At 61.3% G+C, this 26830-nt stretch carries 26 protein-coding genes, 1 tRNA gene and 2 riboswitches; of the genes, 10 read left to right on the top strand and 17 right to left on the bottom strand.

What is annotated here, in order from left to right; all coding sequences use genetic code 11:
• Positions 1 to 4: 4 nt before the first annotated feature.
• Genes FDG13_RS11925 through FDG13_RS11895 form a run of 7 tightly spaced genes read right to left on the bottom strand, consistent with a single transcriptional unit; the run spans position 5 to position 7565 of the window.
• Positions 5 to 781, bottom strand: a complete 777-nt coding sequence (locus tag FDG13_RS11925; protein WP_370528218.1) for an ABC transporter ATP-binding protein — start codon at positions 779 to 781, stop codon at positions 5 to 7.
• Positions 778 to 1842, bottom strand: a complete 1065-nt coding sequence (locus FDG13_RS11920) for an iron ABC transporter permease (protein ID WP_180127906.1) — start codon at positions 1840 to 1842, stop codon at positions 778 to 780. The genes FDG13_RS11925 and FDG13_RS11920 overlap by 4 nt, the downstream gene beginning before the upstream one ends.
• Before the next feature lie 11 nt (positions 1843 to 1853).
• Entirely contained in the window at positions 1854 to 2759 is a 906-nt protein-coding gene (locus FDG13_RS11915; protein WP_370528222.1) for an ABC transporter substrate-binding protein, read from the bottom strand.
• On the bottom strand, positions 2759 to 3403 hold the full coding sequence (locus FDG13_RS11910) for a bifunctional adenosylcobinamide kinase/adenosylcobinamide-phosphate guanylyltransferase (RefSeq protein ID WP_180127904.1): 645 nt from the start codon (positions 3401 to 3403) through the stop codon (positions 2759 to 2761). The genes FDG13_RS11915 and FDG13_RS11910 overlap by 1 nt, the downstream gene beginning before the upstream one ends.
• Positions 3396 to 4244, bottom strand: coding sequence for an ABC transporter substrate-binding protein (locus FDG13_RS11905; protein WP_370528217.1), 849 nt, complete (start codon positions 4242 to 4244; stop codon positions 3396 to 3398). Before FDG13_RS11905 ends, FDG13_RS11910 begins: the two co-directional genes overlap by 8 nt.
• Positions 4241 to 5665, bottom strand: a complete 1425-nt coding sequence (locus FDG13_RS11900) for a cobyrinate a,c-diamide synthase (RefSeq protein ID WP_180127902.1) — start codon at positions 5663 to 5665, stop codon at positions 4241 to 4243. The genes FDG13_RS11905 and FDG13_RS11900 overlap by 4 nt, the downstream gene beginning before the upstream one ends.
• Before the next feature lie 25 nt (positions 5666 to 5690).
• On the bottom strand, positions 5691 to 7565 hold the full coding sequence (locus tag FDG13_RS11895; RefSeq protein WP_180127900.1) for a TonB-dependent receptor domain-containing protein: 1875 nt from the start codon (positions 7563 to 7565) through the stop codon (positions 5691 to 5693).
• Between the two features lie 81 nt (positions 7566 to 7646).
• Positions 7647 to 7884: riboswitch (cobalamin riboswitch) on the bottom strand.
• A 10-nt stretch (positions 7885 to 7894) separates the two neighbouring features.
• Positions 7895 to 8082, top strand: a riboswitch (cobalamin riboswitch).
• A 44-nt stretch (positions 8083 to 8126) separates the two neighbouring features.
• Between FDG13_RS11895 and bluB the strand changes: the two genes are divergently transcribed.
• The 3 genes from bluB to FDG13_RS11880 are packed head-to-tail and all read left to right on the top strand — an operon-like array spanning position 8127 to position 9540.
• Complete coding sequence (gene bluB / locus FDG13_RS11890) at positions 8127 to 8909, top strand: 5,6-dimethylbenzimidazole synthase (RefSeq protein ID WP_180127898.1); 783 nt, start codon at positions 8127 to 8129, stop codon at positions 8907 to 8909.
• Between the two features lie 50 nt (positions 8910 to 8959).
• Positions 8960 to 9217 (top strand): DUF904 domain-containing protein, encoded by a 258-nt coding sequence (locus FDG13_RS11885; RefSeq protein WP_078366174.1) that lies wholly within the window; start codon positions 8960 to 8962, stop codon positions 9215 to 9217.
• Positions 9214 to 9540 carry a cell division protein ZapA gene (locus FDG13_RS11880; protein WP_180127896.1) on the top strand — a complete coding sequence of 109 codons (327 nt, stop codon included), beginning with the start codon at positions 9214 to 9216 and terminating at the stop codon, positions 9538 to 9540. The genes FDG13_RS11885 and FDG13_RS11880 overlap by 4 nt, the downstream gene beginning before the upstream one ends.
• 8 nt (positions 9541 to 9548) lie before the next feature.
• On the opposite strand, the gene FDG13_RS11875 is transcribed toward FDG13_RS11880, so the two are convergent.
• Together FDG13_RS11875 and FDG13_RS11870 are read right to left on the bottom strand one after the other, a co-directional pair.
• The gene (locus FDG13_RS11875; RefSeq protein ID WP_180127894.1) at positions 9549 to 10535 is read right to left on the bottom strand and encodes an Hsp33 family molecular chaperone HslO; all 987 of its coding nucleotides are present in this window, start codon (positions 10533 to 10535) and stop codon (positions 9549 to 9551) included.
• Positions 10536 to 10553: 18 nt separating this feature from the next.
• Positions 10554 to 11078, bottom strand: a complete 525-nt coding sequence (locus tag FDG13_RS11870; protein WP_180127892.1) for a gamma carbonic anhydrase family protein — start codon at positions 11076 to 11078, stop codon at positions 10554 to 10556.
• A gap of 52 nt (positions 11079 to 11130) precedes the next feature.
• Here FDG13_RS11870 and FDG13_RS11865 point away from each other — a divergent pair, with 52 nt between their 5' ends.
• Both FDG13_RS11865 and FDG13_RS11860 read left to right on the top strand, forming a co-directional pair.
• On the top strand, positions 11131 to 12000 hold the full coding sequence (locus FDG13_RS11865; protein WP_180127890.1) for a ferritin-like domain-containing protein: 870 nt from the start codon (positions 11131 to 11133) through the stop codon (positions 11998 to 12000).
• 76 nt (positions 12001 to 12076) lie between these two features.
• Positions 12077 to 13285, top strand: a complete 1209-nt coding sequence (locus FDG13_RS11860) for an EAL and HDOD domain-containing protein (protein ID WP_370528216.1) — start codon at positions 12077 to 12079, stop codon at positions 13283 to 13285.
• An 11-nt stretch (positions 13286 to 13296) separates the two neighbouring features.
• On the opposite strand, the gene xerD is transcribed toward FDG13_RS11860, so the two are convergent.
• From xerD to cysS, 7 genes are all read right to left on the bottom strand, one after another.
• Positions 13297 to 14223, bottom strand: a complete 927-nt coding sequence (xerD, locus tag FDG13_RS11855) for a site-specific tyrosine recombinase XerD (protein ID WP_180127886.1) — start codon at positions 14221 to 14223, stop codon at positions 13297 to 13299.
• Positions 14224 to 14288: 65 nt separating this feature from the next.
• A tRNA-Ser gene (locus FDG13_RS11850) sits at positions 14289 to 14381 on the bottom strand.
• Between the two features lie 42 nt (positions 14382 to 14423).
• Positions 14424 to 15695, bottom strand: a complete 1272-nt coding sequence (locus FDG13_RS11845) for an aspartate kinase (RefSeq protein WP_180127884.1) — start codon at positions 15693 to 15695, stop codon at positions 14424 to 14426.
• A 26-nt stretch (positions 15696 to 15721) separates the two neighbouring features.
• Positions 15722 to 16672 (bottom strand): tRNA lysidine(34) synthetase TilS, encoded by a 951-nt coding sequence (tilS, locus tag FDG13_RS11840; RefSeq protein WP_180127882.1) that lies wholly within the window; start codon positions 16670 to 16672, stop codon positions 15722 to 15724.
• 96 nt (positions 16673 to 16768) lie between these two features.
• Entirely contained in the window at positions 16769 to 17743 is a 975-nt protein-coding gene (locus FDG13_RS11835; RefSeq protein ID WP_180127880.1) for an acetyl-CoA carboxylase carboxyltransferase subunit alpha, read from the bottom strand.
• An 89-nt stretch (positions 17744 to 17832) separates the two neighbouring features.
• Positions 17833 to 18483: a DNA-3-methyladenine glycosylase gene (locus FDG13_RS11830; protein ID WP_180127878.1), complete on the bottom strand. Its 651-nt coding sequence runs from the start codon at positions 18481 to 18483 to the stop codon at positions 17833 to 17835.
• A gap of 44 nt (positions 18484 to 18527) precedes the next feature.
• The gene (cysS, locus tag FDG13_RS11825) at positions 18528 to 19919 is read right to left on the bottom strand and encodes a cysteine--tRNA ligase (protein WP_180127877.1); all 1392 of its coding nucleotides are present in this window, start codon (positions 19917 to 19919) and stop codon (positions 18528 to 18530) included.
• Between the two features lie 207 nt (positions 19920 to 20126).
• Here cysS and FDG13_RS11820 point away from each other — a divergent pair, with 207 nt between their 5' ends.
• The 5 genes from FDG13_RS11820 to FDG13_RS11800 all read left to right on the top strand — a co-directional run bounded on the left by FDG13_RS11820 (position 20127) and on the right by FDG13_RS11800 (position 24577).
• Positions 20127 to 21221, top strand: coding sequence for a tetratricopeptide repeat protein (locus FDG13_RS11820; protein WP_370528215.1), 1095 nt, complete (start codon positions 20127 to 20129; stop codon positions 21219 to 21221).
• A 64-nt stretch (positions 21222 to 21285) separates the two neighbouring features.
• The gene (locus tag FDG13_RS11815; protein ID WP_180127875.1) at positions 21286 to 22524 is read left to right on the top strand and encodes a murein L,D-transpeptidase family protein; all 1239 of its coding nucleotides are present in this window, start codon (positions 21286 to 21288) and stop codon (positions 22522 to 22524) included.
• Positions 22521 to 23207 carry a peptidylprolyl isomerase gene (locus FDG13_RS11810; protein WP_180127873.1) on the top strand — a complete coding sequence of 229 codons (687 nt, stop codon included), beginning with the start codon at positions 22521 to 22523 and terminating at the stop codon, positions 23205 to 23207. The genes FDG13_RS11815 and FDG13_RS11810 overlap by 4 nt, the downstream gene beginning before the upstream one ends.
• Before the next feature lie 3 nt (positions 23208 to 23210).
• Positions 23211 to 23717 carry a peptidylprolyl isomerase gene (locus tag FDG13_RS11805; protein WP_180127871.1) on the top strand — a complete coding sequence of 169 codons (507 nt, stop codon included), beginning with the start codon at positions 23211 to 23213 and terminating at the stop codon, positions 23715 to 23717.
• A gap of 44 nt (positions 23718 to 23761) precedes the next feature.
• Positions 23762 to 24577 (top strand): UDP-2,3-diacylglucosamine diphosphatase, encoded by an 816-nt coding sequence (locus tag FDG13_RS11800; protein WP_180127869.1) that lies wholly within the window; start codon positions 23762 to 23764, stop codon positions 24575 to 24577.
• A 107-nt stretch (positions 24578 to 24684) separates the two neighbouring features.
• Here the strand turns inward: FDG13_RS11800 and FDG13_RS11795 are convergent, their stop codons facing one another.
• Positions 24685 to 26799, bottom strand: coding sequence for a methyl-accepting chemotaxis protein (locus FDG13_RS11795; RefSeq protein WP_180127867.1), 2115 nt, complete (start codon positions 26797 to 26799; stop codon positions 24685 to 24687).
• Positions 26800 to 26830 lie beyond the last annotated feature (31 nt).

The raw sequence follows: 26830 nt of genomic DNA, 5'->3' as shown, positions 1-26830 counted from the left end.
GGTGTTAATTCGGTAAAGCCACCCACTGATTGGCCAGCGGGTGAATGGTGAGGCGGTGGTCAAACACGGCTTCCAGCGCACGGTGCGTCTCTGGGTTGGCACAGGCGCCTTGGTGGGTGATACGCCCACTGGCCATGATGACCATCTCGTCGGCGTGTAAAGCCATGGAAATTTCGTGCAAGACACTGACCACGGTGACACCGGTCTCCAGCAGGCAGCGCACCACACCGAGCCAGTCGGCCTGGTGCGGCGGGTCCAGATTGGCCAGGGGTTCGTCCATCAGCAGCACCTGCGCCTGCACCGCCAGCGCGCGCGCCAGCAGCACCCGCTGGCGTTCACCGCCGGAGAGTTGCCCCAGGCTGCGATGGCGCCAGTCCCAGGCCTGGGTCGATTTCAGGGCGATTTCTGCGGCCGCCAGATCCTGCGGGCTGGGTCCGGTCAGCCAGGCCTGGTGTGGCAGGCGGCCCAGCAGGGCCACGTCCCACACCGTCAAATCGTCGCCCGATGATTCGTTTTGCCCGAGCCAGGCCAGCTGCCGAGCGCGGGTGCGGTGAGCCAAACTGTGGAGATCGTGACCCAGCAACTGCACCGTGCCGCTGTGGGGTATCAACCCGGCCAGCACCTTGAGCAGGGTCGATTTGCCCGCGCCGTTGGGGCCCACAATGCTGGTCCAGCGGCCTTGTGGCAAAGCCAGCGTGATGTTGTGCAGTATCTCGGTATTTCCGATGTTTGCCCTGATGCTGCTTGCCTGAATAGCTATGGAAGATGCAGCGCTTGTCACTGGGCACCTCCCGCAAAACCAGCGCTGTTGCGGCGCATCAGCCACAACAAATAGCCGCCACCCAGCACCGCCGTCAAGACCCCGACCGGCAGCTCCTGCGGCGCAATCAGCCAACGCGCCAAGGTGTCTGCGGCCATCAACAAGGCGCCCCCCATCAGGCTGGCCAGCAGCATCAGGCGGCCATGGGTGGTTTTGATGACCGAGCGCACCAGATGGGGCGCAGCCAGGCCAACAAAAGCGATCAGCCCGGTTTGCGCCACGGCGGTGCCGGTGGCCAGCGCCAACACCGCCACCAGCGCGATGCGCAGGCTGCCCAGCGGCAAACCCAGGCTGTGCGCGGTGGCTTCACCCAGGCTCAGGCCATCGAGCACACGGCCCAACAAACCACCCGCTAACACGCACAGCAGCCACACCCCGGCCATCAGGGCGCAGGCGGCCCAGCCTATGAACGCGGTCGAGCCCAGCATAAAAGCCTGCATGGCCTGCAACGAGTCGGGCGACAGCAGCAGCAGCATCTGTGTGGCCGCACCCAGCACCACCCCCACCACCACACCGGCCAGCAGCAGGCGCAGCGTGTGCTGGACGCCGCGCGACAAGGCCAGTGTCAGCAGCACCGCCAGCACCGCACCACAGAAGGCTGCACCGGTGAGACCCAGGCGCACCAGCAGGCTGCCGGAAAACGCGCTGACCTCGCCACCATTCATCATGTTGGCGCCCGCCAACATGCCGCCACTGCCACCCAGCACCGCCAAGGTCAGCGCCACACCCAGCGAGGCGCCGGAAGCGCTGCCCAGCAGGTACGGGTCGGCCAAGGGGTTGCGAAACAAGCCCTGCGCCACCGCCCCGGCCAGCCCCAGCAGGGCCCCGGCCGCCCAGGCACCCAGGGTGCGCGGCAGGCGGATGTCGACCACAATCTGTTGCGCCATGGCGGTGGCCGTCGGGTCGATGTCCGGGTGCAGCAGCGGGCCGATCAGGTTCTCAAAACCGGTGCTGCCCACAGACACACCCAGCACACAAAGCGCCAAACTCAGCAGCAGCAACAACGCCACCAGAAACGACATGCGGCTCTGCCTCACGACTTGGCCCCCGCCGCCAACTTGGGCGCCTTGTCACTCAGACACTGCGCCATCAGCCGCGCGCCCTCCCCCATGCGGGGGCCCGGGCGCACCAGGGTGTTGGCCTGTTCGGCGTCAAAAATACACACCCGGTTGTCGCGCACCGCACGGATGCCTTGCCAGCCCGGGCGCTGCGTCAGCCCAGCGGCGTTGCGCACCCCCACCATGATCAGGTCCGGGTTGGCACGCACAATGAACTCGGGGTTGAGCTTGGGGAACGGGCCGAGCTTGGTCGGCACAATGTTTTTCGCCCCCAGGCGGGTCAGGGTTTCACCAATGAACGAAGACTCACCGGCCGCAAACGGCCCCTGGTTAACCTCAAAATACACCCGCGTGCCTTTGGCCGAGGCCGGCACCGACTGGGCCGCCGCCGATACCCCGGCATCGATGGCGCGCCAGACTTTGGCAGCATCGGGCACCGCCAGAACCTCGCCCAGCTTCAACACCACACGCTGCACATCGGCATGGGTTTTGGGCTCCAGGGCCAGCACCTTGAGGCCCAGCGCACGCAGGCGTTCACTGGCGCGCGAGGACACCGCCATCAACACCACATCCGGGCGCAGGGCGACGATGGCCTCGATGTTCGGGTCGAGCCCACCACCGACTTGCGGCAGGCTTTGCAGGCTGACCGGGTAATTGGAGTAGCGGTCCACGCCCACCAGACGGGCGCACTGGCCCAGCTCACACACGGTCTCAGCCAGCGAGGGCAGCAGGCTGACCACACGTTGTGGCGGCTGGGCAAAACGCACCGTCACACCCCGGTCGTCGGTGACCTCATACGCGTGGGCCATACCCAAGCCGCAGCAGGCCAGCAGCACTAGGCCCATCAGCCCGCGTGGGAAACGGCGCCAAAAATTCAACATCATGCAGCGTCCTTCAACGTCAGGGGCAGCCCGGCCGCCATCAGGGTGACACGCTGGCAAACTCCAGCCACCGCCTGATTGAGCATGCCCAGCGCGTCCACAAACGCCCGCACCTCGCGGCCCATCGGGATCACCCCAAAACCAATCTCGTTGCCCACCAGCACCAGCGGACCCGGCGCCTGCCGGACCGATTCCAAAAGCAGAGCTACCTGCCCTTGATGCATAAGGGCTTGAGGGCTATTTTTCATCAAACCTTGGGCAGATGCCGGGCTGGCCTCGGCCACGGCGGTGTCGGTGGCCAGAGGGGCATCAGCGGGCATCATGGTATTGGTGAGCCACAAGGTCAGGCAGTCGACCACGATCAGGGTGTCAGCGCGGCTGTGGGTCGCCATCGCTTCGGCCAGTTTCAGGGGTTCTTCCACCGTGGACATGCCGGGCACACGCTCGGCACGGTCAGCCTGGTGGCGCAGGATGCGTTGGCGCATCTCCTCGTCCCAGGGCTGGGCGGTGGCCAGCATCACGGCACGGTGCTCACCGCTCTGCGCCAGCCAGTCGCGCGCGAGCAACTCGGCGCGGCGGCTTTTGCCACTTTTCTGACCGCCCAGGATCAGCTCGCTGCGAGCGATGGTGAGGGCCTTATCCATACACACGATTCCAATCCATGAAAATGCGATGCAACTGCGCCACACCATCGGTCAGTGCGGCCGGGCCGGGTTGCAAGATGTCGCACGACTTGACCTCGAAAAGCTGCCCGGTCTTGACCGCCGCTACCTCAGCCCAGCCGACACGCGCCGCCACGTTTTCGGGGCGGAACTTCTTGCCACACCAGGAGCCAATGATGATGTCGGGGTTGCGCGACACGATCTCGTCCCCGTCGGCAATGATGCGGTGTTTGCCCAGCGACTGGGTGGCCAGCTCCGGGAAGATGTCGTCACCGCCAGCGATGCCGATCAACTCGGACACCCACTGGATGGCGCTGATGTGCGGTTCGTCCCACTCTTCAAAAAACACCCGGGGCCTGCGAGGCAAATTGGCCGCTAGCCCTTGTATGTCCAGCAGATCCTGCTGCATTTTTTGTATCAAACCACGGCCCGTGTCAGCCTGGCCCACCATCGCCGCCAGCTGGAACAACATGTCGACAATGCCCGCCACACTGCGTTGGTTGAAGATGGTGACCTGCACCCCGGCGCGCACCAGGCTGCTGGCAATGTCGGCCTGCATGTCGGAAAACCCGAGCACACAGTCAGGTTCTAAGGCCAGGATCTTGTCGAGTTTGGCGCTGGTGAAAGCGCTCACGCGGGGTTTCTCCTGGCGCGCCCGCGCTGGCCGCACGGTGTAACCCGAGATGCCCACAATGCGGTGTTCCTGCCCCAGCAGGTAAAGCCACTCGGTGGTTTCTTCGGTGAGGCAGACGATGCGCTGCGGACCCGCTGGCGCTTGTGCCCAGGCGGGCGCCAGTGGAGCCAACGTGGCTTGACCTGTCACAAAACTGCTCCTTCGGGCGGCGAAAACAGTTCCACCGTCGCTTCCGGGCAAGACGCAAACCAGGCGTGGAAATAACTCGCGCGCACACTGCCCAGCTGCCACAGCGCCTCACCCGCGTCAGACAGCGGGTCGGTATCGGGCCGGGCGGTGCGGGCCAGTGGCTGCAGCGAGGTCTCGGTGGTGGAGTAGTGAAAAGTGTGGCCACGCAGCGTGCCGCTCGGCAACTTGAGCTGCTGCGGCCCAAGCGCCGCCAAACGTTTGTGCATGGTCACGGTGCCCGGCAGCAAGCCCCACTGTGCATACTGCTGGCCGTCCGAGGTGATCAAGGTGTCAAACAGCGCCATCATGCCGCCACATTCGGCCCAGACCGGTTTGCCCGCCGCGATGTGGGCCGCCAGACTGTCACGCAGAGCGGTGTTGGCCGCAATCGTCTGCGCATGCAACTCGGGGTAACCACCGGGAATCCACAACGCGTCACAGTCGGGCAGCGCAGCATCTGCCAGCGGTGAAAAAAACACCAGCTCGGCCCCCAGATCAGACAGGCAATCCAGGTTGGCGGCGTAGATAAAACAAAACGCGGCGTCGCGCGCCACCGCGATGGTTTGGCCCAACAAAGTAGGACGGCCGGGTGGCCGAGTCTTCTGCTGCGTGTCCCCCGCCCGCTTTGCGGGCTCCTCCTTTACCTGCGCAGAACACTCGGCCACCCAACCGTCCGCGACCATCGAAGGTGCCGCAAATTCAACCGCCCACTGCTTCAGATCCAATAGCGTCATACAGCCCAACGGCGTGGCCTCCAACGCATCTGCAGCCGCATCAAGCCGTTGCAACGCGTCACCCACCTCGCTGGCCACGGTCAGGCCCAGATGCCGCTCGGGCAGTTGCAAGGCGGCATTGCGCATGAGCGCGCCCAGCCATTGTTCAGGATCACGTACGCTGCTTTTGAGCATCAGCGCATGGCGCTCACTGGCCACGCGGTTGGCCAGCACACCGGCCCAGGGCAAATGGGGGCGGTAGTTTTGCAAGCCAAAAGCCAGCGCACCAAAGGTGCCCGCCATCGAACCCGCGTCAATCACGGCCAGCACCGGCAGGCCAAACCGCTGGGCCAGATCGGCCGCGCTGGGGTCACCGTCAAACAGGCCCATCACGCCTTCGACAATGATCAGGTCGGCGTCCGCTGCCGCAGCGGCCAGCCGGGCGCGGCAATCGGCCTCGCCGTTGATCCACAAGTCGAGCTGATACACCGGCGCGCCACTGGCCAGCGCGTGCCAATAGGGGTCCAGAAAATCCGGCCCACACTTGAACACCCGCACCCGCCGCCCTTGGCGCGCATGCAAGCGCGCCAAAGCCGACACCACCGTGGTTTTGCCCTGGCCGGAGGCGGGTGCGGCGACGAGGATGGCGGGACAGGATGAACTGGACATAACAAGCGCTTTCAAGACCAACAAACTACATTGGGGCCCATTTCAGCCCAACATACAGGGTGCGCCCGTCCGTGGCGTAGTTGCGGGCGGTCTGATAGTCCTTGTCCGCCAGATTGTCAAGGCGGGCCAGCAAGGTCAGGTCGCGCCCCACCGGTGTGCTGGCAGACAGATTGATCACGGTATAACCACCCAACACTGCGGTGTTAGCGGTATCGTCAAAGCGTTTGCCAGAAGCTTGCAGCTCTGCCCCCAGCCGCCAACCAGTCCATTGGGTGTCAGCACCCAAGCTCAGGTGATGCCGAGCCCGGCGCGCCAGATCTTTGCCCGTGTCCAGGTCTCTGGGATCCTGAAAATCCACCGAGGCGCGCAGATTCACTCCTTTTAATGCATAGGTTCCAGACAATGTGACGCCCTCGTATTTGGCACGGGCAACACTGGCATAACAACCGTAAGGCGACACACACGCCCCCGCACCGTTGACGTAGTTGATCAGGTTGCTGACCTCGTTTTGGTAGACCACCATACTCAGGCGGCTTGCGCCATCTACATAGTGCAGACCTGCCTCGACATTGCGGCTGGTTTCTGGCTGCAAACCGCTGACACCGGAGTCACTGAAACGTTGGTACAAGGTCGGCGCTCGAAAGGCTGTTCCTGCGGAAGCGGTTGCCCGAAGTTTGGGTGTGAGCGCATAACCATAGGCCGCGCTGCCCGTGCTTTTGCCACCAAAACCACTGTCGTCATCATGTCTGAGGTTCAGCTGAAGGCTGTGACCGGCCTGGGAAAATCCATAACCCAGCGCCACACCATCCTGGCTTCGGTTGCGGGTATTGCCGACGGAGCTGTTCTCCAGTTGATCTTCCCGACGCTCCAACACGGCGGTCATCAGATGAGGGCCGACACGCCATTCGTTCTGCAACAGGTAACCTCGCAACTTGGTGTTGGTCAGGTAGGCGGCGGGCGTGGTTTCGTAGCGTTCTTGGCTCTCGGTCAGGCTCAGCGTGGTGCTGAAGACCTCCGTCCAACTGGCTTTCCAGTTCAGGCCCATCGTGCGCAAATGGTGCAGGCTCAGATCATTCCTGGGCGTCCGGGGATTTGCGTCATACTGGGAATCCAGATCACTGGCAAGAAAAGTCGCTTCCAGGCGCTGCGAGCGACTCAATTGAAAACCCAGCTTGGCGTTGGCTGCGATGCTGTCATAGCCGTCTTGGTCCGGGTTGCGCAAGCCATCGGCAGGTTTGCGCAAACGCGACGGTTGAACATTGAAGCCATCACTGGTTTCATGCGCCATGCCCACGGAATAGTCAATATCTCCAGTGGCACCACTCACTCCCGCCTCTAGCTTGCGCAAACCATGACTGCCGACGCCCATGCCGACGTAAGGCGTAGCCGGGCCTTCCCCCTTGCGGGTGAAAAGTTGAATCACACCGTTGATCGCGTCCGAGCCGTAAACCGCACCGGCTGGACCACGCAAGACTTCAATCCGGTCAATTTGGGCCAAAGGAATGCTCTCCCAGGCCACACCCCCACTGCCCGACTGTGCATCCAGGCGCACCCCATCGAGGTAAACCGCTGTGTGCTGGGTGTTGCCTCCGCGCAGAAAGACACTGGTCGTCCCGCCGATACCACCACTGCGGCCCATTTCCAGACCAGGCAGACGGGCCAACAGATCGGCCACACCAGTGGCACCACTACGCTCAATCTGGTCACGGTCAACAACGGTGACATCGGCCACCAGATCACTCAGGGGTTGCGCCACCCGTGTCGCCGTCACCACCACCTCATCCAAGGTCCCTTGCGCCTGGCTTTGCGCCAGCACAGGAAAAGCCGCCAAAACGGCCAAAGCAGACGAACACAGGCGCACGGGTGCGCCACGGCGCACACAAGAAGCAATCAATTTCATAGTGTTAAAAGAACCATCAAAGTGCCCTCACCGTCGTCCCCGACAGTGCATGGGCGTCACGGTTGCACACCTTTTTTAAGAGTCTGCAGCCACCGTGTTGGCCGGTATCCGGGCTGGTGGAGTCAACCGCCATCACCTTCCCAAATGTCTGTCACGACATCCAGTGGCCTTGATGGCAGCAGAACCGAAAAGGTTCGTCCACTTACCGTTGCGGGGGCAGCGCAGGTTAGGTTGAGCTCGTTCAAGCGGCCCCCTCCTGCTTCCCGTTGAACCGCTCTGTGTGAACCACAGCGCGAGCACCAACGGGGCAATTCTAACTGGGCGCTCGGCTATGATCGCCGCCTTCAGGTGCCCGCAACCGCCAGGTTTCGGGAGAATCGGGAAGGCGGTGCAAGTCCGCCACGTGCCCAACGCTGTAAGGATGATGAACCACGTTTATGCCACTGGCGCGAGCCGGGAAGGTGCGTGGTTCAGATGATTCCAAGTCAGAAGACCGGCCTGAAAAACATCACACGCTGCACGGCCAGGCAGCGCTTTTGTTTGACCAGACAGGGGAATGTCATGACATCTATTTCGGCACCAGCCACTCCAGACCAGCACGCCTTCAGCCATGAGGCCCGCGAGGCGGTTTACCAAGCCATCTACAAACGCCGCGATGTGCGCGGCCAGTTTTTACCCAAACCGGTGCCCGACGAGGTGCTGAGCCGTGTGCTGACCGCCGCGCACCACGCGCCATCAGTGGGCTTCATGCAGCCATGGAATTTTCTGGTGGTGAAATCCGACGTGGTCAAACGCCGGGTGCACGATGTTTTTGAGGTGGCCCACCATCAGGCCGCCCAAATGTTTGAGGGTAACAAACGCGCCACCTACCAGACGCTCAAACTCGAAGGCATTGTGGAGTCACCCGTGGGCATCTGCATCACCTGTGACCGCACCCGCACCGGGCCGGTGGTGATCGGGCGCACCCACATCCCCACGATGGACCTCTACAGCAGCGTGTGTGCGGTGCAAAACCTGTGGCTGGCGGCACGTGCCGAAGGCCTGGGGGTGGGCTGGGTCAGCATCTTCAACGAAACCGCCTTGCAAGACGCGCTGGCCATTCCCCGGCACATCACACCGATTGCCTACCTGTGTGTCGGTTATGTCAGCCACTTTAAAGACAAGCCGGAGCTGGAAACCGCCGGCTGGTTGCCACGTCTGCCGATCCAGGACGTGCTTTACTTTGACAGCTGGGGCCAACGCGACGACCAGCAGACGCTGGTGGCACACTTGCAGCGGGAGGAAGCGTTGGCCGTGGCTTGCGGAGCCAACACCCCCCTGGCCAGCGCTGACAGTCTCTGTTGAAGGCACAGCGGGGTCCCGGCCAGGCTCGGCAAACCCTACAATGCGCGTCTATGTCGGACCTGACCCAAATCGACCAAATCACCGAACGTGTGGAACGCCTGCTGGTGCGTTATGAAGAACTCATGCGCACCAATGCCCTGCTCAACCAGCAGGTTGACACACTCACCCAGGAGCGGGATTCGCTCAAATCACGCCTGGGCGCGGCGCGTGCCCGTGTGGACGCACTGCTGGAGCGCCTGCCGCAAGAGGCTGGCAGCAGCACGGTCAAACCGGCCTTCAAGACAGCCGCATCGCGGGGTGAAGCATGAAGCAGCTGGAAGTGCAGATCATGGGCCAGAGTTACCTGCTGGGCTGCCCCGACGGCGGTGATGCACGCCTGCTGGATGCGGTGGAGCGGGTCGATACCGCCATGTGCAAGATCCGAGATGGTGGCAAAGTGCGTGCCCGTGACCGTATTGCGGTGCTGGCAGCGTTGAACCTGGCATTTGACTTGACCGACCAGAGCGCACGTCAGGCGCTGGCGGGCGCTGAGAGCACACCTGCCCACCCAGCCAGCCAGCCCTCAGAGAAGCTGGGGGCCTTGCTGGCCCGGCTGGATGAGGCCCTGAACCGGGACAACCGCCTGATCTAAGGCAGCGCTTACTGCACCTCGGGGCTGCTGGGCGGCAACTGCTCCGGCTGGCGAAAAATCAGCGCGGCATCCACCGCATCAAAGCGGTATTGCTGGCCGCAATAATCACAACCCACCTCCACATCCGGTCGTTCCTGCAGGATGCTGTCGACCTCTGGCGCCCCCAGGCTCAACAACATACGACTGACCCGTTCACGGCTGCAGGTGCATGAAAAACGCGGCCCCTTGTCACCGGCCAAAGGCTCGAACCGCAGCACACTCTCGTCCCAGAACAGGCGGTGCAGGATGCTGTCTGCGTCCAGCGTCAGCAGTTCTTCGCGTTTGAGGCTGGACGCCAGAATCGCGATACGCTGGTAGTCCTCGTTGAGGCCGATGTCGTCCTCGGGCGCCCGTGCTGCCGTGCCCGCCAGGTTACCCACACCCTGCATCGGCAGGCGCTGGATCAGCAGGCCGGCGGCCACCTGGTCGTCAGCGGCCAGCACCAGGGTGGTGTCCAGCTGCTCGCTTTGCAGCATGTAGTGCTGCAACACATCACTGAGCTTGTCCAGCTTTTCATGCTGGTCACCAAACAAGGGCACGACCCCTTGGTAGGGCTGCTGGCCGGGTTGGCGGTTTTGCGGGTCCAGCGTGATGGCACACCGGCCCTGGTTGTCCACATTCACCATCTGGCTGAGGCTAGCCTCGGCATCCAAGGTGCCATTGAGTGTGGCTGTTGCGCGTAAACCCAGGTCGGGCTGCACCTCCACCACCGCCAGTTTGACCGGGCCATCACCAAAAATCTGGAGTACCAAAGCCCCATCAAACTTGATGTTGGACTGCATCAACACCGCAGCGGCCGTCATTTCACCCAGCAGGTTTTGCAAGGGCTGCGGGTAGGCCCCGTGGGTGGTGTTGGCGGCACGGCGGCTCAGAATCTCGCGCCAGGCATCGGTCAGGCGCACCAGAACACCGCGCACGGGCAGGCCATCGAACAGGAATTTATGAATTTCAGACAAGTTGGGTTCCTAGAAAAATCAGGCGATTTTGTGCAAGCTGGCTTGAAAGCGCCGGGCATTGGCCACATAGTGGTCCGCACTTTGGCGCAAGCCCTGCAACTGCTCGGGGGAGAGGTTACGCACCACTCTGGCCGGGCTGCCCAGGATCATAGAGCCATCTGGAAATACCTTGCCTTCGGTCACAAGCGCACCGGCACCGACCAGGCAACCCTGGCCAATTTTGGCACCGTTGAGCACCACCGCACCGATGCCGATCAGGCTGTTGTCTCCCACGGTGCAGCCGTGCAACACCGCCTTGTGCCCCACCGTCACACCTGCACCAATGGTCAGGGGCTGGCCCACATCGGCGTGCAACACACTCAAGTCCTGGATGTTGCTGCGCTCACCAATGCGGATGGGTGCGGTGTCGCCGCGCGCCACCACACCAAACCAGATACTCACATCGCCGGCCAGCACCACATCACCCATGACCTGGGCGCTGTCGGCCACCCAGGCAGACTTGGCCACCGTGGGGCAGATGCCATCAACTTCATACATTGCCATAGGTTTCTTTCACGTTTTTGTTACCTAGAATTGTAGGATTGAGAAACCCACCATGACTTTGCCCCGCACGGACCCATGCCAAGGCAGCTCGCCCAAACAGCCTCTGGCTGACGGGCAGGCATCGAGAGCGTGTTTGCGCGCCCAAGCCCTGCGGCTGTTGTTGCTGCCTGATACACAGGACAAAGCCCAGGCAGTGAGAGCCCTCAAGGTACAGGATTGGCCGGTGGATACCTGGGCTCACCTGCCAGAACCTGACGGTGTGCCAGGACGCCCGCCACGCCCGCAGTTGGTTCAACCCAACGCCCTGACTAAACGTGCGGTGGGTTCAGCCGAGGGCCGTGCCAGCCTGATCCACGCGCTGACACACATTGAAGCCAACGCGATCAACCTGGCGCTCGACATCGTCTGGCGCTTTCCCGACATGCCTGAGGTCTTTTACCGCGACTGGTGGCAGGTGGCGGTGGAAGAAGCGCTGCACTTTCAATTGCTGGAAGCCCACCTCCAGTCTCTGGGCCACGCCTACGGCGATTTCCCTGCCCACGATGGCCTATGGGACATGGCAGCCAAAACGCGGGACGATCTGCTGGCCCGCCTGGCACTGGTGCCGCGCACCTTGGAGGCACGGGGGCTGGATGTCACACCCGCCATTCGCAACAAACTGGTATCGGTGGGTGACCAAGCGGCTGCGGCCATCCTCGATGTGATCCTGCGCGACGAAATTGGTCATGTGGCCACGGGCAACCGCTGGTACGCTGCCCTGTGTGCCCAACGTGGCCTGGACCCTGTACTGACCTACACCCAGTTGGCACAGCGGTATACCGCACCGGTGCTCAAGGGCCCCTTCAATCTCTCTGCCCGGCGTGCTGCCGGTTTTACTGAGGCCGAGCTGACTGCGTTGTGTGGTACACCGCAGGCTGCCTGACCCCCGAATTTTTTAAGGCTTTTCCATGTCCGACTCCCCCCAGCGACCTGATACCAACCCAAACACCAGTTCATCCATGGCGATTGCTCGACAACCCATTTTGGATGCCAAACGCACAGTGTTTGGTTATGAGCTGTTTGACCGTTCCCTGACCAACAACACCTATTCAGCCGCCAGTGATGCCGCGCTGTTGTTCAACCTGCTGTCCAACGCCGACAGCGAAATGCGCAACACCAGCAAGACCATTTTTATCAATTGCACCCACCGCACCCTGGCGGGCGGCCACCTCGAGCTGATCGAGCCGGACCGCGTTGTACTGGAAGTGCCGCCCATGCCCGAAGACCAGTCGGAACCAGAAGACATTGAAACCTTCCTGCAAACCATGATCGACGTGCATCGGCGAGGCTTCCGGCTCGCTTTTGACCAGACCGTGATGTCACCCGCTTATGCCAACTGGTTGCCGCTGGCATCGTTTGTCAAGGTCGAAAACAACCGGGTCTCCACCGATCAACTCAGAACCATCGTCCGAGGACTGGCTGAACATCCCGGCATCCAGTTGGTGGTGGAAAAAATTGAAACCCAGGAGGACTATGAAGCGGCGCTGTCGGCCGGCGCCAAGTTGTTTCAAGGCTACTGGTTTTCGCGCCCGATTCTGGTCAAAGGCCAGACCATCCGCCCGGCCCAGGCGGCGATCATTCACTTGATCAACCTGGTGCGCAACCAGGCCAGCACGGCCGAGATCGAAGAGGTGTTCAAACACGACCCGACCCTGTCTTTTAACCTGCTGCGTTTCATCAATTCGGCCGGGTTTGGTCTGAGTTGTGAGATCACCTCGTTCCGCCATGCGGTGATGTTGCTGGGCCTCAAAAAACTGTTCCGCTGGGCGGCCCTGTTGATGACCACCTCGGGTGCAGCTGGTGCCACACCCGCAGTGGGTTACGCCGCTGTGGTGCGCGGCCGCCTGATGGAACTGCTGGCGGCAGAGCTGTTGCCGCCTGAGGAATGTGACAACGCCTTTGTGGTGGGCATTTTCTCGCTGCTTGACACCATGCTGGGCATGCCAATGCGAGAGGCGCTCGAATCGATTTCGCTGCCACAGTCGGTGACCGACGCCCTGCTGCACAACAAGGGGGTACTCGCACCGTTTTTACAACTCACCCTGGCCTGTGAAAACGCAGACGACACCCTGTTTGCAGAAACCGCCATCTCCCTGCATTTGACCGGAGACCAGGTGAACTGGGCGCACCTGCAGGCCCTGGCTTGGTCCGACAACCTCACCGCCTGATCCACCCGGCCTTAGCCGCGTGGATGGTGTTGCGCATGCAACACTTTCAGCCGCTCACGCGCCACATGGGTGTAGATGGTGGTGGTGGAAATATCCGCATGCCCCAGCAGCATCTGCACAGCGCGCAAATCCGCACCGTGGTTGAGCAGATGGGTGGCAAATGCGTGGCGCAGGGTGTGTGGCGACATCGGTGAGCTGATACCCGCCGCCAACGCATATTTTTTGACCATCATCCAGAACATCACCCGGCTCATGGCGGTGCCGGGTGTGGGCCCCTTGTGGGTCACAAACAGATCGTCGGTGCTGTTCCCCGCCAGCAGCTCGCCACGCGCTTGAGCCAAGTAACGCTGGAGCCACAAGCTGGCCACCTCACCAAAAGGCACCAGACGCTCCTTGTTGCCCTTGCCAAACACCCGCAGCACGTTGTCACTCAGGCTGATGTTGAAGACCCGCAGCGAGACCAATTCACTCACCCGCAAGCCACTGGCGTACATCAGCTCCAGCATGCTGCGGTCACGCACGCCCTGGGCGGTGGCCACGTCGGGCGCCGCCAGCAAAGCCTCCACCTGAAACTCGGTCAGGGTTTTGGGCAGGCGCAGGTGCTGTTTGGCCGACAGCATTTTTATGGTCGGGTCAGCGCTGACCAGATGTTCGCGCAAGGCCCAATGGAAAAACCGCTTCAACACCGTCAGGCGCCGGTTGGCCGTGGTGGCCTTGGTGTGGGCATGCCGGGCCGCAAAATAGGCGTTGATGTCATCCTGCGTCACCTGTACCAGTTGGCGGCCAAGCGCAGCGAGCCAGCTTGAAAACAGCGTGAGGTCTCGCCGGTACGCCATCAAGGTGTTTTTCGACAAGCCATCTTCGAGCCACAAGGCATCCACAAAGCTGTCAATCACCGGGTCCGGTGGCAAGCTTGAGGGCACTGGGCGGGTTGGCATGGGGCACGCTCCTTGGCGGGACAACAAAAAAGCCACCCATCTTTCGAAGGGTGGCTTTTAGGATTTGGCGGAAACGGAGGGATTCGAACCCTCGATGAGGCTCTACACCCCATACTCCCTTAGCAGGGGAGCACCTTCGGCCACTCGGTCACGTTTCCTGAAATTCAGAGCCGCGATTATGTCACGACTTGGGGGTGTTTTTAACGAACAGGCGCCTGATCCAGACCAAAAGCTTTGTGCAAAGCTTTCACGGCCAGTTCCATGTACTTTTCGTCGATCACCACCGAGGTCTTGATCTCGCTGGTGGAGATCATCTGGATGTTGATGCCTTCTTCGCTCAGCACGCGGAACATGGTGCTGGCCACACCCACGTGGCTGCGCATGCCGATGCCCACAATCGACACCTTGCAGATCTTGGTGTCACCCACCACCTCTTGCGCGCCGAGTTTGGGCACCACGGTGTTTTTGAGCAGATCCATGGTCTTGACGTAGTCGCCATGGTTCACGGTGAAGCTGAAATCGGTTTTGCCGTCCTTGCTGATGTTCTGGATGATCATGTCGACTTCGACATTGGCGTCAGCCACGGCGCCCAGGATCTGGTAAGCCACACCGGGCTTGTCGGGCACACCGAGCACGGAAATTTTGGTCTCATCACGGGTGAACGCAATGCCGGAAACAATGGCTTGTTCCATGTTTTCATCTTCCTCAAAAGTAATCAGCGTGCCAGACTTGGCTTCTTCAACAATATCGATATCCCAGGGTGTGAAACTGCTCAGCACCCGCAGCTTGACCTTGTACTTGCCAGCGAACTCGACCGAACGGATCTGCAGCACCTTGGAGCCCATCGAGGCCATCTCCAGCATTTCTTCAAAGCTGACGGTCTGCAGGCGGCGGGCTTCGGGCACCACACGCGGGTCGGTGGTGTAGACACCATCCACATCGGTGTAGATCAGGCATTCGTCGGCCTTCATCGCCGCGGCCACAGCCACCGCCGAGGTGTCCGAACCACCACGACCCAAGGTGGTGATGTTGCCCAAGTCGTCCAGACCTTGGAAGCCGGTGACGATCACCACCTTGCCTTCGGCCAGATCAGCGCGCACACGCTGGTCGTCAATCGACTCAATCCGCGCCTTGGTGTAGGCGCTGTTGGTACGGATCGGCACCTGCCAACCCGCGTAGCTGACCGATTCGAGCCCCTGCGCCTGCAGCGCAATCGCCAGCAAAGCGCTGGAGGCCTGCTCACCGGTGGCGGCCAGCATGTCAAGCTCGCGGTAGTAGGCATCACTCAGGCTGGACGGGGCCAGCTCTTTGGCCAGACCCAGCAGACGGTTGGTTTCGCCACTCATGGCGCTGGGCACGACCACCATCTGGTGACCGGCGCGTGCCCATTTGGCAACGCGTTTGGCGACATTGCTGATGCGCTCGGTCGAGCCCATCGACGTGCCGCCGTATTTATGAACAATCAAGGACATGTTGGGGTGTGAGAGGCGTTAAAAACTCAGGGATTGTACCAATGCAGCTTTGGGCCACGCCGCTCACACAAGCCCGTGCCAACCTTCAGACGCAGCGCATGACCACGGGTCTGGCACGCGCCAATCTGATGCATCAGTTCGTCGAGCTGGGCGGCGCTGGCCGTGGTCTGGTGGCAACTCAACAGCCAGTGCCGCAGCACATTGGCCAGCCGGGGCCGACTCATAAGCTGCAAAGCCTTGATGCGCGGTGGCACACCCATCTGGGCCAAATCTTGTGCCGCCACCTCCAGCAGCAAAGCCTGGGCTTGGGCGGCATGCGCGGCGCTGCGCGCAAAGGTGTCACGAAACTGGGGGAAACAGGCCTCCAAGGCTGGCAACACACGCGCCCGGATGCGGTTGCGGGTATAGCGCTCGTCGACATTGCTGGGGTCGGTCACAAAAGCCGCCCCCTGCCCGGCCACCCAGCGCCGCACCTCGGCGCCACTCACCCGTAACAAGGGGCGGTGGTAGGAGATGCCTGCACGTGTCCAGGTGGTCGGCATGGCACTCAAACCCGGTAGCCCGGCGCCCCGGCTAAGGGCCAGCAGCAAGGTCTCGATCTGGTCGTCCGCGTGGTGTGCGATCGCTATGGATGGCATAGCTACCTGCCCTTGATTCATAAGGGCCAGAGCCTCAAAAGCCTTGTAACGGTGGCGGCGGGCGGCGTCCTCAGGGCTTTGCCCGGGCAGCGGCTGGGCCTGCACTTTTTGCACCGTCAGCGGCACATTGAGTGCGGCACACACCTGTCGGCAATGGGCTTCGAAATCGTCCGCAGCCGCCTGCAGGCCGTGGTGGACATGCACTGCGCTGACCTGCCCCGGCCATTTCTGGGCGCAGGCCAGCAACAAGGCTGTGGAATCCGCACCACCGCTGTAGCCCACCACCAGCGGCAAGGTCGGCTCAAAAGCCGCCATCGCTTGCTCAAAAGAGCAGGTCATGGGTTGGGCAACAAATGGAAGACGTCAGGCTTGGTGACCACCGTGGGTGCCAGCCGTGGGCCCCGGTGCTGGTCCGGGGCGATACCCAGCACCGGCTTATTTGCCGGGCTTGATGTCGGTAAACCGGCCATAACTCTGCAGCCGGTCAAAACGGCGCTGCAGCAGCTCGGGTGTCTTGAGGTCGCTGAGCTGGCGATACGCGTCGGTCAGGGCACGCTTGAGGAAAGTCGCCATCTGTTTGGTGTCTCGGTGCGCGCCACCGACCGGCTCGTTGACAATTTTGTCGATCACACCCAGGGCTTTGAGGCGGTGTGCGGTGATGCCCAGCGCGTCGGCCGCGTCCTGCGCCTTCTCGGAGGTTTTCCAGAGGATGGAGGCGCAACCTTCGGGGCTGATCACCGAATAAATCGAGTACTGCAGCATCAGCACCTGGTCACCCACCGAGATCGCCAGCGCACCACCCGAGCCACCTTCTCCGATGATGGTGACGATGATCGGCACCTCCAGCTGCGCCATTTCGAAGATGTTGCGGCCAATGGCCTCGGACTGACCACGCTCTTCAGCATCAATGCCGGGGTAGGCGCCGGGGGTGTCGACAAAGGTGAACACCGGCAGCTTGAACTTTTCTGCGGTTTTCATCAGCCGCAAGGCCTTGCGGTAACCCTCGGGTTTGCTCATGCCGAAGTTGCGCAGGCCACGCTCCTTGGTGTCGCGGCCTTTTTGCTGGCCAATCACCATACAGGGTGTGCCATTAAAACGCGCCAGCCCGCCGATGATGCTGAGGTCATCGGCAAAGTGCCGGTCACCATGCAGTTCAACAAAATGGGTGAATATCTCGTTGATGTAATCCTGCGCGTACGGGCGCTCGGCGTGGCGGGCGATCTTGGTGATCTGCCAGGGCGTCAGGTCGCTGTAGATGTCTTTGGTGAGTTGTTGACTCTTCTTGGCCAGCTGGGTGATTTCGGCCGAAATGTCCACCGCTGACTCGGTCTGCACATAACGCAGCTCTTCGATCTTGTTTTCCAGCTCGGCAATCGGGGTCTCAAAATCCAGGAATGTTTTTTTAGCCACAAAAGCTCCATGTCATCTGTTGGGATGGCTGCCATCCGGCGCACCGGCTTGGGCTCATCAGGAAAAACAACGGCCTATTTTAAGGCCGCTCAGTAAGTGACCGGCAGGGGGTCCAACGAGCGCCAAATATACCAAGTGGCCACGGTGCGGTATGGCGCCCAGGCCAGCGCCACCTCGCGTGCGTCGCTGCGGCTGACCACATCACCCGAAAAATAACACTTGCTGATGCCATTGATCAGGCCCACATCGTCCAGCGGCAACACGTTGGGACGCATCAGGTGAAAGATCAAAAACATCTCGGCAGTCCAGCGGCCAATACCACGGATGGCGACCAGCTCAGCAATGATGGCCTCGTCGTCCATGCCGGTCCAGGCGTCCACATGCACCGCACCATTGTCAAAGTGCAAGGCCAGGTCGACGATGTACTCCACCTTGCGCGCACTCAGGCCGGCGGCACGCATGTCGTCGATCTTGAGTTTGAGCACCTGCGCCGGTGTGATGTGCTCGGACAACGCGGCAAAACGGTCCCACACGGTCTGCGCTGCCTTGACCGAAATCTGCTGCCCGACCACACTGCGCGCCAGCGTGACAAAAGCATCTCCCCGACTTTGCAGACAGTGCTGTCCAAACTGAGGAATCAACCGCTTCATGACGCGGTCCTTTTTCATCAGGTGTTTGCAGGCGTCAGCCCAATAGGTCGGCGCGAGCGTTTCGCTCACCAATAATTCTGTAGCAGCCATCGCTTATTCAACAAGGGCCAGAGGCATAAAACACATACAAACCATCACTTGGCCACTTCCCAGGTCGTCCCGGCTGCCGAGTCTTTGAGCACAATGCCTTGGGCCAGCAGTTGTTGGCGGATCTGGTCAGCCTCGGCGAAATTCTTGGCCGCTTTTGCGGCGGCGCGCTGGCTGATCAGCGCAGCGATCGCGGTCTCATCAAGGCCGGCTCCGGCCTGCAAAAAGGCTTTGGGGTCGCCTTGCAACAAGCCCAGGCACGCGCCCAGGGCCTTGAGTAAACCCGCCAAAACGGGCGAACGGCTGCGGTTGACCTCGGTGGCCAGCTCGAACAACACCGCCACCGCCTCGGGTGTGCCAAAGTCGTCGTCCATGGCTGCCTTGAAACGCGCGGCAAAAGGCTCGGCCCAGTCGATGTTGACCACGTCAGGCGTGGCCAGGTCGAGTGCGGTGTACAGGCGCTTCAAGCCACTGCGGGCGTCGTCCAGGTGCACATCGCTGTAATTGAGCGCGGTGCGGTAATGCGTGCGCAACAGGAAAAAGCGCACGGTTTCGGGGTCAAACTTGGCCAAGACATCGCGAATGGTGAAGAAGTTGCCCAGGCTTTTGGACATCTTCTCGTTGTCGACCCGGACAAACCCGTTGTGCACCCAGAACTTGGCCAACGGCTGGCCACTGGCGCCTTCACTCTGGGCAATTTCGTTCTCGTGGTGTGGAAACTGCAGGTCCGCACCGCCGCCGTGGATGTCAAAGGTTTCACCCAGCGCCTGGCAACTCATGGCCGAGCATTCAATATGCCAGCCGGGACGACCCGTGCCATAGGCGTAGCCCAGAGCGGCGGCATCCCATTTGGCGTCCTCGGGCTCGGAGGCCTTGGCGGCTTTCCACAGCACAAAGTCCAACGGGTCTTCCTTGCCGTCCTGCACCGCCACACGTTCACCCGCTCGCAATTCGTCGAGCGATTTGCCCGACAGCTTGCCGTAACCGGGGAACTTGCGCACCGCAAAGTTCACATCACCGCTGCTGGCCTGGTAGGCCAAGCCCTTGGCCTCCAGCCGCTGGATCAGACTCAGCATCTGCGGCACATGTTCAGTGGCGCGTGGCTCCAGCGTGGGGGGCTCAATGCCCAGCAGCGCGATGTCGTGGTGCATGGCGGCCACCATCTCGTCGGTCAGCGCGCGGATCGGGATACCACGCTCAAGCGCACGTTTGATGATCTTGTCGTCGATGTCGGTGATGTTGCGCACATAGGTCACGCGGTAACCGCTGGCCTTGAGCCAGCGCTGCACCACATCAAAAGCCATCATCATGCGCGCGTGCCCAATGTGGCACAGGTCATAAATCGTCATGCCGCACACATACATGCGCACATGACCGGGCTCAATCGGGGAAAAGGGTTCCAGCTCTCGCGAGAGCGTGTTGAAAATGCGCAAACTCATGGATGTCAAAGATTCAGGTCAGGTGGCTGCGGTCAAAGCCGATGTTGTTGGGGCGGTGGCTTGCGCCAGAGGTAGCTCGTCCAGATCAGGCTGATCCGTCAAACGCTTTAAAAGCAGACCCTCCGCTACAATGGAAAGCAGTATAAAGCCCTGTCAGCTCCCGCCGGTTTCGCGGCCTCCATCTCACTTCTTCAAACCACAGTGTCCATGAAACAGGCTCCCAACGCCCTTTACAAATCGCTTCGTTTGCTGGTTCTGGCTGGCGCCTGTGTGGCTGCCAACGCCTATGCGGACGACTACGCCGATGTCAGCCAGCTGGTGCGCACCAACAAGTTCAACGAGGCCCTGACCCGGGTCGACAACTACCTGGCCAGCAAACCGGGCGACCCGCAAATGCGCTTTTTCAAAGGTGTGATCCAGCGCAACCTGGGTAAAACAGCGGAGGCGGTCACCACCTTCACCCAGTTGACGCAGGACTACCCGGAGCTGCCCGAACCCTACAACAACCTGGCCGTGTTGTACGCCGGGCAAGGCCAGTACGACAAGGCGCGCCAGGCACTCGAGATGGCGATTCGCACTAACCCGAGTTACGCCACCGCCCATGAAAACCTCGGTGATGTGTACGCCCGCCTGGCCAGCCAGGCCTACAACAAGGCCTTGCAACTCGACGGCAACGCCGCCGCTGTACCGCCCAAGCTGGCCTTGATTGGCGATGTTTTTAAACCCAACCTGAACAACAGCCGCAACCCGGTGGTGGTGGCCGCTGCTGCGTCAACAGCAGCCAAACCCGCACCGGAACCCGTCGCTGCACCGGTGGCCAACAAGCCTGTGGCCCCGGCTACACCCGCTGTAACACCTGCTGCACCAGCGGTGGCAACACCTGCCAGCCCGGCCACGACAGCTGCGGCCAGTGCTCCTGCCACCAACAACGCAGCCACAACAACGGTGGCTGTCAACGCCGATTCCCACAAAGCGGTCGAGGCAGCTGTGCTGGCCTGGGCCAAAGCCTGGTCCAACAAAAACATGGATGGCTACCTCAAGGCCTACAGCCCGGACTTTGCCCCGCCGGGCCAACAATCACGTGCCAGCTGGCAAAAAGAACGCCGTGACCGCATCGTCGGGAAAAAAAGCATCAGCGTCACACTCAGCGACCTGAACATCCGGGTCAATGGTGAGCAGGCCGTGGCCAATTTCCGTCAAGCCTACAAGGCTGACAGTCTCTCCATCGCGAGCCAGAAGGCCCTGAACCTCAAAAAGGTGGGCTCTGCTTGGCTGATCACACGGGAATCAACGGGCCGTTGAAACCATCTGCAACCCTGCCTGCGGGCATTTCCGTCACGGGGCACCTGCTGCGCCTGTCCATCGCATGTCCTTGAAAGTTATCCATGCCATTTGCTGTGTTTGCTTAGCGGGTTGGGGCCTGCCCTCCAGCCACGCCAGCACACCAGCCAAAGCCAAGCCCACGGTGGTCCGCGCAGCCCTCCCCGCTGACAAGGAAGGCCTGGCCGAGGCGCGGCTGATCCAGATTTACCGCTTGATCGGCCGCTCTGACACCCGCAGCGCCCTCGACGAGGCGCAGCGGCTGGTCAAGGACTATCCCAACTTCGCGCTGGCCCAGCTGGTGTATGGCGACTTGTTGTCCTCGCGCACCCGACCTGTCACCAGCTTTGGTGACGTGCCAGCCAACCAGCTCAAAGCCCATGCGGCGGCGCTGGCCTCCTTGCGTGCCGAGTCGGCAGCCCGCCTCAAGGCCTTGAAAGAGCGCCCACCCGAAGGACATATTCCGGCTGAATTTGTGCGACTGTCGCGCGCCGTCAAACACGCCATTGCGGTGGATGCGGCGCGCTCGCGCCTGTACCTGTTCGAGAACCGGGCCAGCGGCCTGACCCTGATCGCTGACTACTACATCTCGGTGGGCAAGCTGGGCGTTGAAAAAAACAGCGAAGGTGACCAACGCACCCCTTTGGGGGTGTACTTCATCACCAGCCAGCTCGATCCCAAAACACTCACGGATTTTTACGGCATCGGCGCCCTGCCCATCAACTACCCCAACGTGCTCGATGTCCGACGTGGCAAAACCGGGGGCGGCATCTGGTTACACGGCACACCACCCGACCAGTTTTCGCGGCCGCCACTGGCCAGTGATGGCTGTGTGGTGCTGGCCAACCCCGACCTGCAATACATCATCCAGACGGTGGCCATCCGCAGCACCCCGGTGGTGATTGCCAACCAGCTCAGCTGGGTGTCGCAAGACCACGCCAGTACCCAATCGGGTCCTTTTGAGGCGCGCCTGAACGCCTGGCGCAAGGCCAAATCCAGCGGCAATCTGGCAGAACTCACCAGCTTTTACGCCAATGACTTCAGCAACGGCAGCAAAACCCGTGGTGACTGGCAGGCGGTGCTGGCACGTGAGGTGGCACAAACACGGGGCCGCGAGCTGCAGCTCAAGGACTTGTCGATGTTGCGCTGGCAAGACAAGGAAGACACCATGGTGGTGACCTTTGGTGAAGTGGCCGCTGGCCAGCGCACCGGCACCAGCAAACGCCAATACTGGTCGCGCCGTGCCGGTCAGTGGACCATCATTTACGAAGGGACCCGGTTATGAACTTCAAGAGAAAAAGCGCCCTAGCCCTTGTATATATTGCCTATACAGCTCTATTTTTTGTAGCATGCCAGGCGACAGCACAGACGCTGCCCCAGGTCAAATTCGCCACTTCGGCGGGGGATTTTGTGGTCGAACTCTACCCCGACAAGGCCCCCAAGACGGTTGACAACTTTCTGCAGTACGTGCGTGACAAACACTACGACGGCACCATTTTTCACCGCGTCATCCCCAGCTTCATGGTGCAAGGTGGTGGTTATGACGCCAAGTACGCTGAAAAACCCACCCGAGCACCCGTGGTGCACGAAGGGCGCCAGGCGCTTGAAAAAGGTGGCCCTCGCAATGTGACCGGCACACTGGCCATGGCCCGCACCAATGACCCGCAGTCGGCCACCGCGCAGTTTTTCATCAACGTCAAAGACAACGCTTTTCTGGACCCGGTGTTGATTCCGCCGGGTGATCCGGTGCCCAAGTTTGAGTACCAGGGCCGTGTCTATGAAAATACACCCCGGGCCAGCTTGCTGGGGGCCAGCCAGCTGTATGGCTACACGGTGTTTGGCCGGGTGATCTCGGGCATGGCGGTGGTTGAGAAAATCAAGTCAACACCGACCGGCTCGGGTGGTCCTTTCCCCACGGACGTTCCCAAAACGCCCATTCTTATCAACTCTGCAACCCTGGTGAAATAAATCATGAGCAACCCCCAAGTCGAACTCCACATTGCCAAACACGGCGTCATCACCCTTGAACTCGACCAGGACAATGCGCCAAAAACGGTGGCCAACTTTTTGAGCTACGTGGCCAAAGGCCACTACAACAACACCATTTTTCACCGCATCATCCCCGGCTTCATGGTCCAGGGCGGTGGCATGGAACCCGGCATGGCGCAAAAAGACTGCGACGCACCAATCACCAACGAAGCCAACAACGGCCTGAAAAACGTCAACTACAGCGTGGCCATGGCCCGCACCGGGGACCCGCACTCGGCCACCGCCCAGTTTTTCATCAACGTGGCTGACAACGGCTTTTTGAACCACACGGCACCCAGCCAACAAGGTTGGGGCTACGCGGTGTTTGGCAAAGTGGTGGCGGGCAAAGAAGTGGTTGACGCCATCAAGGCCGTCAAGACCGCCCGCCGCGGTTACCACGACGACGTGCCAGTGGAAGACGTGGTGATCGAAAAGGCTGTCGCGCTGTAAACCCACGCTGCGATAATCGGCTCGCTGTGTCGCCCAAGGCCAACATGCCGAGCCCCATCTCGGCCAGCTTAAGCAGTGCAAGCTGGCCGGAACTCATCGCCCCAGCCCACTGGCGCTGTATCGACCTCATCTCTGACCTGCATTTACAAGCCAGTGAAGCGGCCACCTTCGAAGTCTGGCAGCAGTACCTGCGCAGCAGCAGCGCCGATGCGCTCTTGATTCTGGGCGATTTGTTTGAGGTCTGGGTGGGTGACGATGTGGCCAAGCCGCCACCCGGTCAGCCACCAGGCTTCGAGGCCGAATGCCAACAGCGGCTGGCAGAGGCGTCCCAGCACATGGCCCTGTTTTTCATGCACGGCAACCGGGATTTCTTGCTGGGTGAAAGTTTTGCGGCGGCCTGCGGCATGGCCTTGCTGTCAGACCCGACCGTGTTGGTGTTTGACGAGCAACGCTGGCTGTTGTCCCACGGCGACGCCCTGTGTCTGGACGACACCGACTACCAGCAATTTCGGAGCAGCGTGCGCACAGCGGCCTGGCGGACCCATTTTCTGGCCAAACCGTTGGCCGAGCGTCTGGCGATTGCACGCAGCCTGCGCGAGCAAAGTGAAGCCCGCAAATACAGCGGCGCGAGTTATGCCGATGTGGATACAGCAGCTGCCTTGCAATGGTTACAGACCGCGCAAGCCAGCACCCTCATCCACGGCCACACCCACAAACCAGCCCATCATCGCCTGAACCCGGCGACAGAACCACCGAAACAACGCTTGGTGTTAAGCGACTGGGATGCCAACGCGAGCCCCCCCAGACTGGAGGTTCTGCGGCTGAGCCGTGGCGCGGCGCCGATACGCGTGGCGCCCTGACAAGCACATCGCAGGTGCTCAAGCGCCAGGTGCTGTCAGAGCCCTGACCCAGCACAGATCATCGCCCGCCTGCGGTACTTGCAGCGGCAGGTTGAGCTGCAGAGCGGTCAAAACGTTTCCCACTCACCCTCTTCGCTGGCTGTTGCCTTGGCGACGGGTCTGGGTGCGACCAGCTTGGGCGCGGCTTTGGCGGGGGTTTTGAGCTCACTTTTGAGCTGCACAATCAAACGGCTCACCTCATTGGTGGCCTGTGAGAACGCACTGCCACTGTCCATCATTTTTTCCACCTGAGTGGTGTCGCCACTGTTGGTCACTTTGGCCACTTTGGCGGCCTCTTGGTGGAATACCTTGTGCTCGGCAATCAGTTTGACAAAACTCGGACGGCTGCCAAATTGGGCACCTCCCGGGCCGTGCAACCATTTTCCAAGTTCACAACAGTCGTCGCGGCCGATGGTGCCCACCTCCAGTTGCTCGCGTTTGTTGGCCGCTGTGCGCAGTTTGCTGCGCCAGTCGGTATGGGCTGCAATGGCGTTGTCCAGATCAATGCCGGTCGCACCCTCCCGGGCGGGTGGCGCGACCACCTGGCTGCTGACAAATTTGCGCGCGCTGGCCGAGCTTGCGGCCTGGCCAAGTGGCGCCCGAACCGGTGCCGCCATCTGAACGCCACCCATGCTGCCGCCATCCCCCGCCCCCAGTTTGAACACCGCCACCGTCTGCACCAGGTCCTGGGCTTGTGACTTGAGGCTACTGGCAGCTGCCGCCATTTCTTCCACCAGGGCCGCGTTTTGCTGGGTGGCGTGGTCCATTTGTGTGACGGCCTCACCCACCTGGCTCACCCCCTGGCTTTGTTCGGTGCTGGCGGCGCTGATCTCGCCCATGATGTCAGTCACGCGTTTGATCGAGTTGACCACCTCGGTCATGGTGGAACCGGCTTGATCCACCAGGGCTGTACCTTGTTCGACCCGTTCCACACTGTTGTTGATCAAGGTCTTAATTTCTTTGGCGGCTTCGGCACTGCGACCGGCCAACGAGCGAACTTCACTGGCGACGACGGCAAAACCCCGGCCTTGTTCACCAGCGCGGGCAGCTTCCACCGCCGCATTCAGGGCCAGGATGTTGGTCTGGAAGGCAATACCGTCAATCACCGAGATGATGTCGCTGATCTTTCTTGAGGCTTCGTTGATGCCTTTCATGGTGTCGACCACCTGGGCGACCACCTCACCGCCTTGCACCGCCACGCTGCTGGCACTCATGGCCAGTTGGTTCGCCTGGCGCGCGTTGTCTGCGTTTTGTTTGACGGTGGAGGACAGTTCTTCCATGGAAGCGGCGGTTTCCTCCAAAGCACTGGCTTGGGACTCGGTTCGGCTGGAGAGGTCGTGGTTGCCCTGGGCGATCTCAGAGCTGGCGGTGGCCACCGACTCGGAGCCTTGGCGCACGCGCTGGACCACTCCAATCAGGCTGGTCTGCATTTTGGAGAGGGCTTGCAACAGCAGGGCGATTTCGTCTTTGCCGCCTTGCGGCAAGGTCTGGCTCAAATCTCCTTCACCAAAACGCTCAGCAGCGCTGCTGGCGAGAGCAATACCTTGGGCAATACCGCGCGAAATGCTCCAGCTGGCAAAGACCGCGATGCCGATACACAGGGCCAGCAGCGCACCACCCACCAGATAGAGTTGGCTGAAGATGGCTTCGATGTCTTGGTTGATCTCTCGGACGTGGGTAATCTGCCCATCTACCAAAGCTTGGGTCACGCGGATGTAGTCTGCCGTGGCGGGCACCAGCTTGTCGTGCACCAGCGCCTGGGCACCTGCATCATCACCCCCGATTTTCAGCGCATTGACCTGTTCACGCACCGCCAGCCAGGCCTTGCGTACCTCACCGACGGCGTCGGCACGCTTGAGGGATGCGTCATTCTTGGACAGTTCCAGGAATTTTTTTTGCGTCGCTGTGGTCTCGGCGCTGGTGGCGGTCATGTCATTCTTGAAAAAATCAAACATCGCTGTGCCGGGGGAATAGGCCGCAGCCAAGGAGCGTGCCGAGTTCTGGCGAACATCACCTTGCCACTTCTCAGCCAAGTCCAGCAGCTCGGTTTCGGTTTCCATCAAATCAGTGGCCTGCAACACCTGCTGCATGCGCCACGCGGCAAAGCCCGACAGCACCAAAAAAGCGATGGTGATGGCCGCAAAACCAAGGGTGAGTCGGGTGGAGATTTTTAAGTGCTTCATTTTTTGACCTGGTTGCCTCTTATCGAGAAAC

The organism is Rhodoferax sp. BLA1 (assembly GCF_013416775.1).
Lineage (GTDB): Bacteria > Pseudomonadota > Gammaproteobacteria > Burkholderiales > Burkholderiaceae_C > Rhodoferax.
Note: the sequence above shows the minus strand (reverse complement) of the source record. Positions and strands in the feature narration are given on the sequence as shown.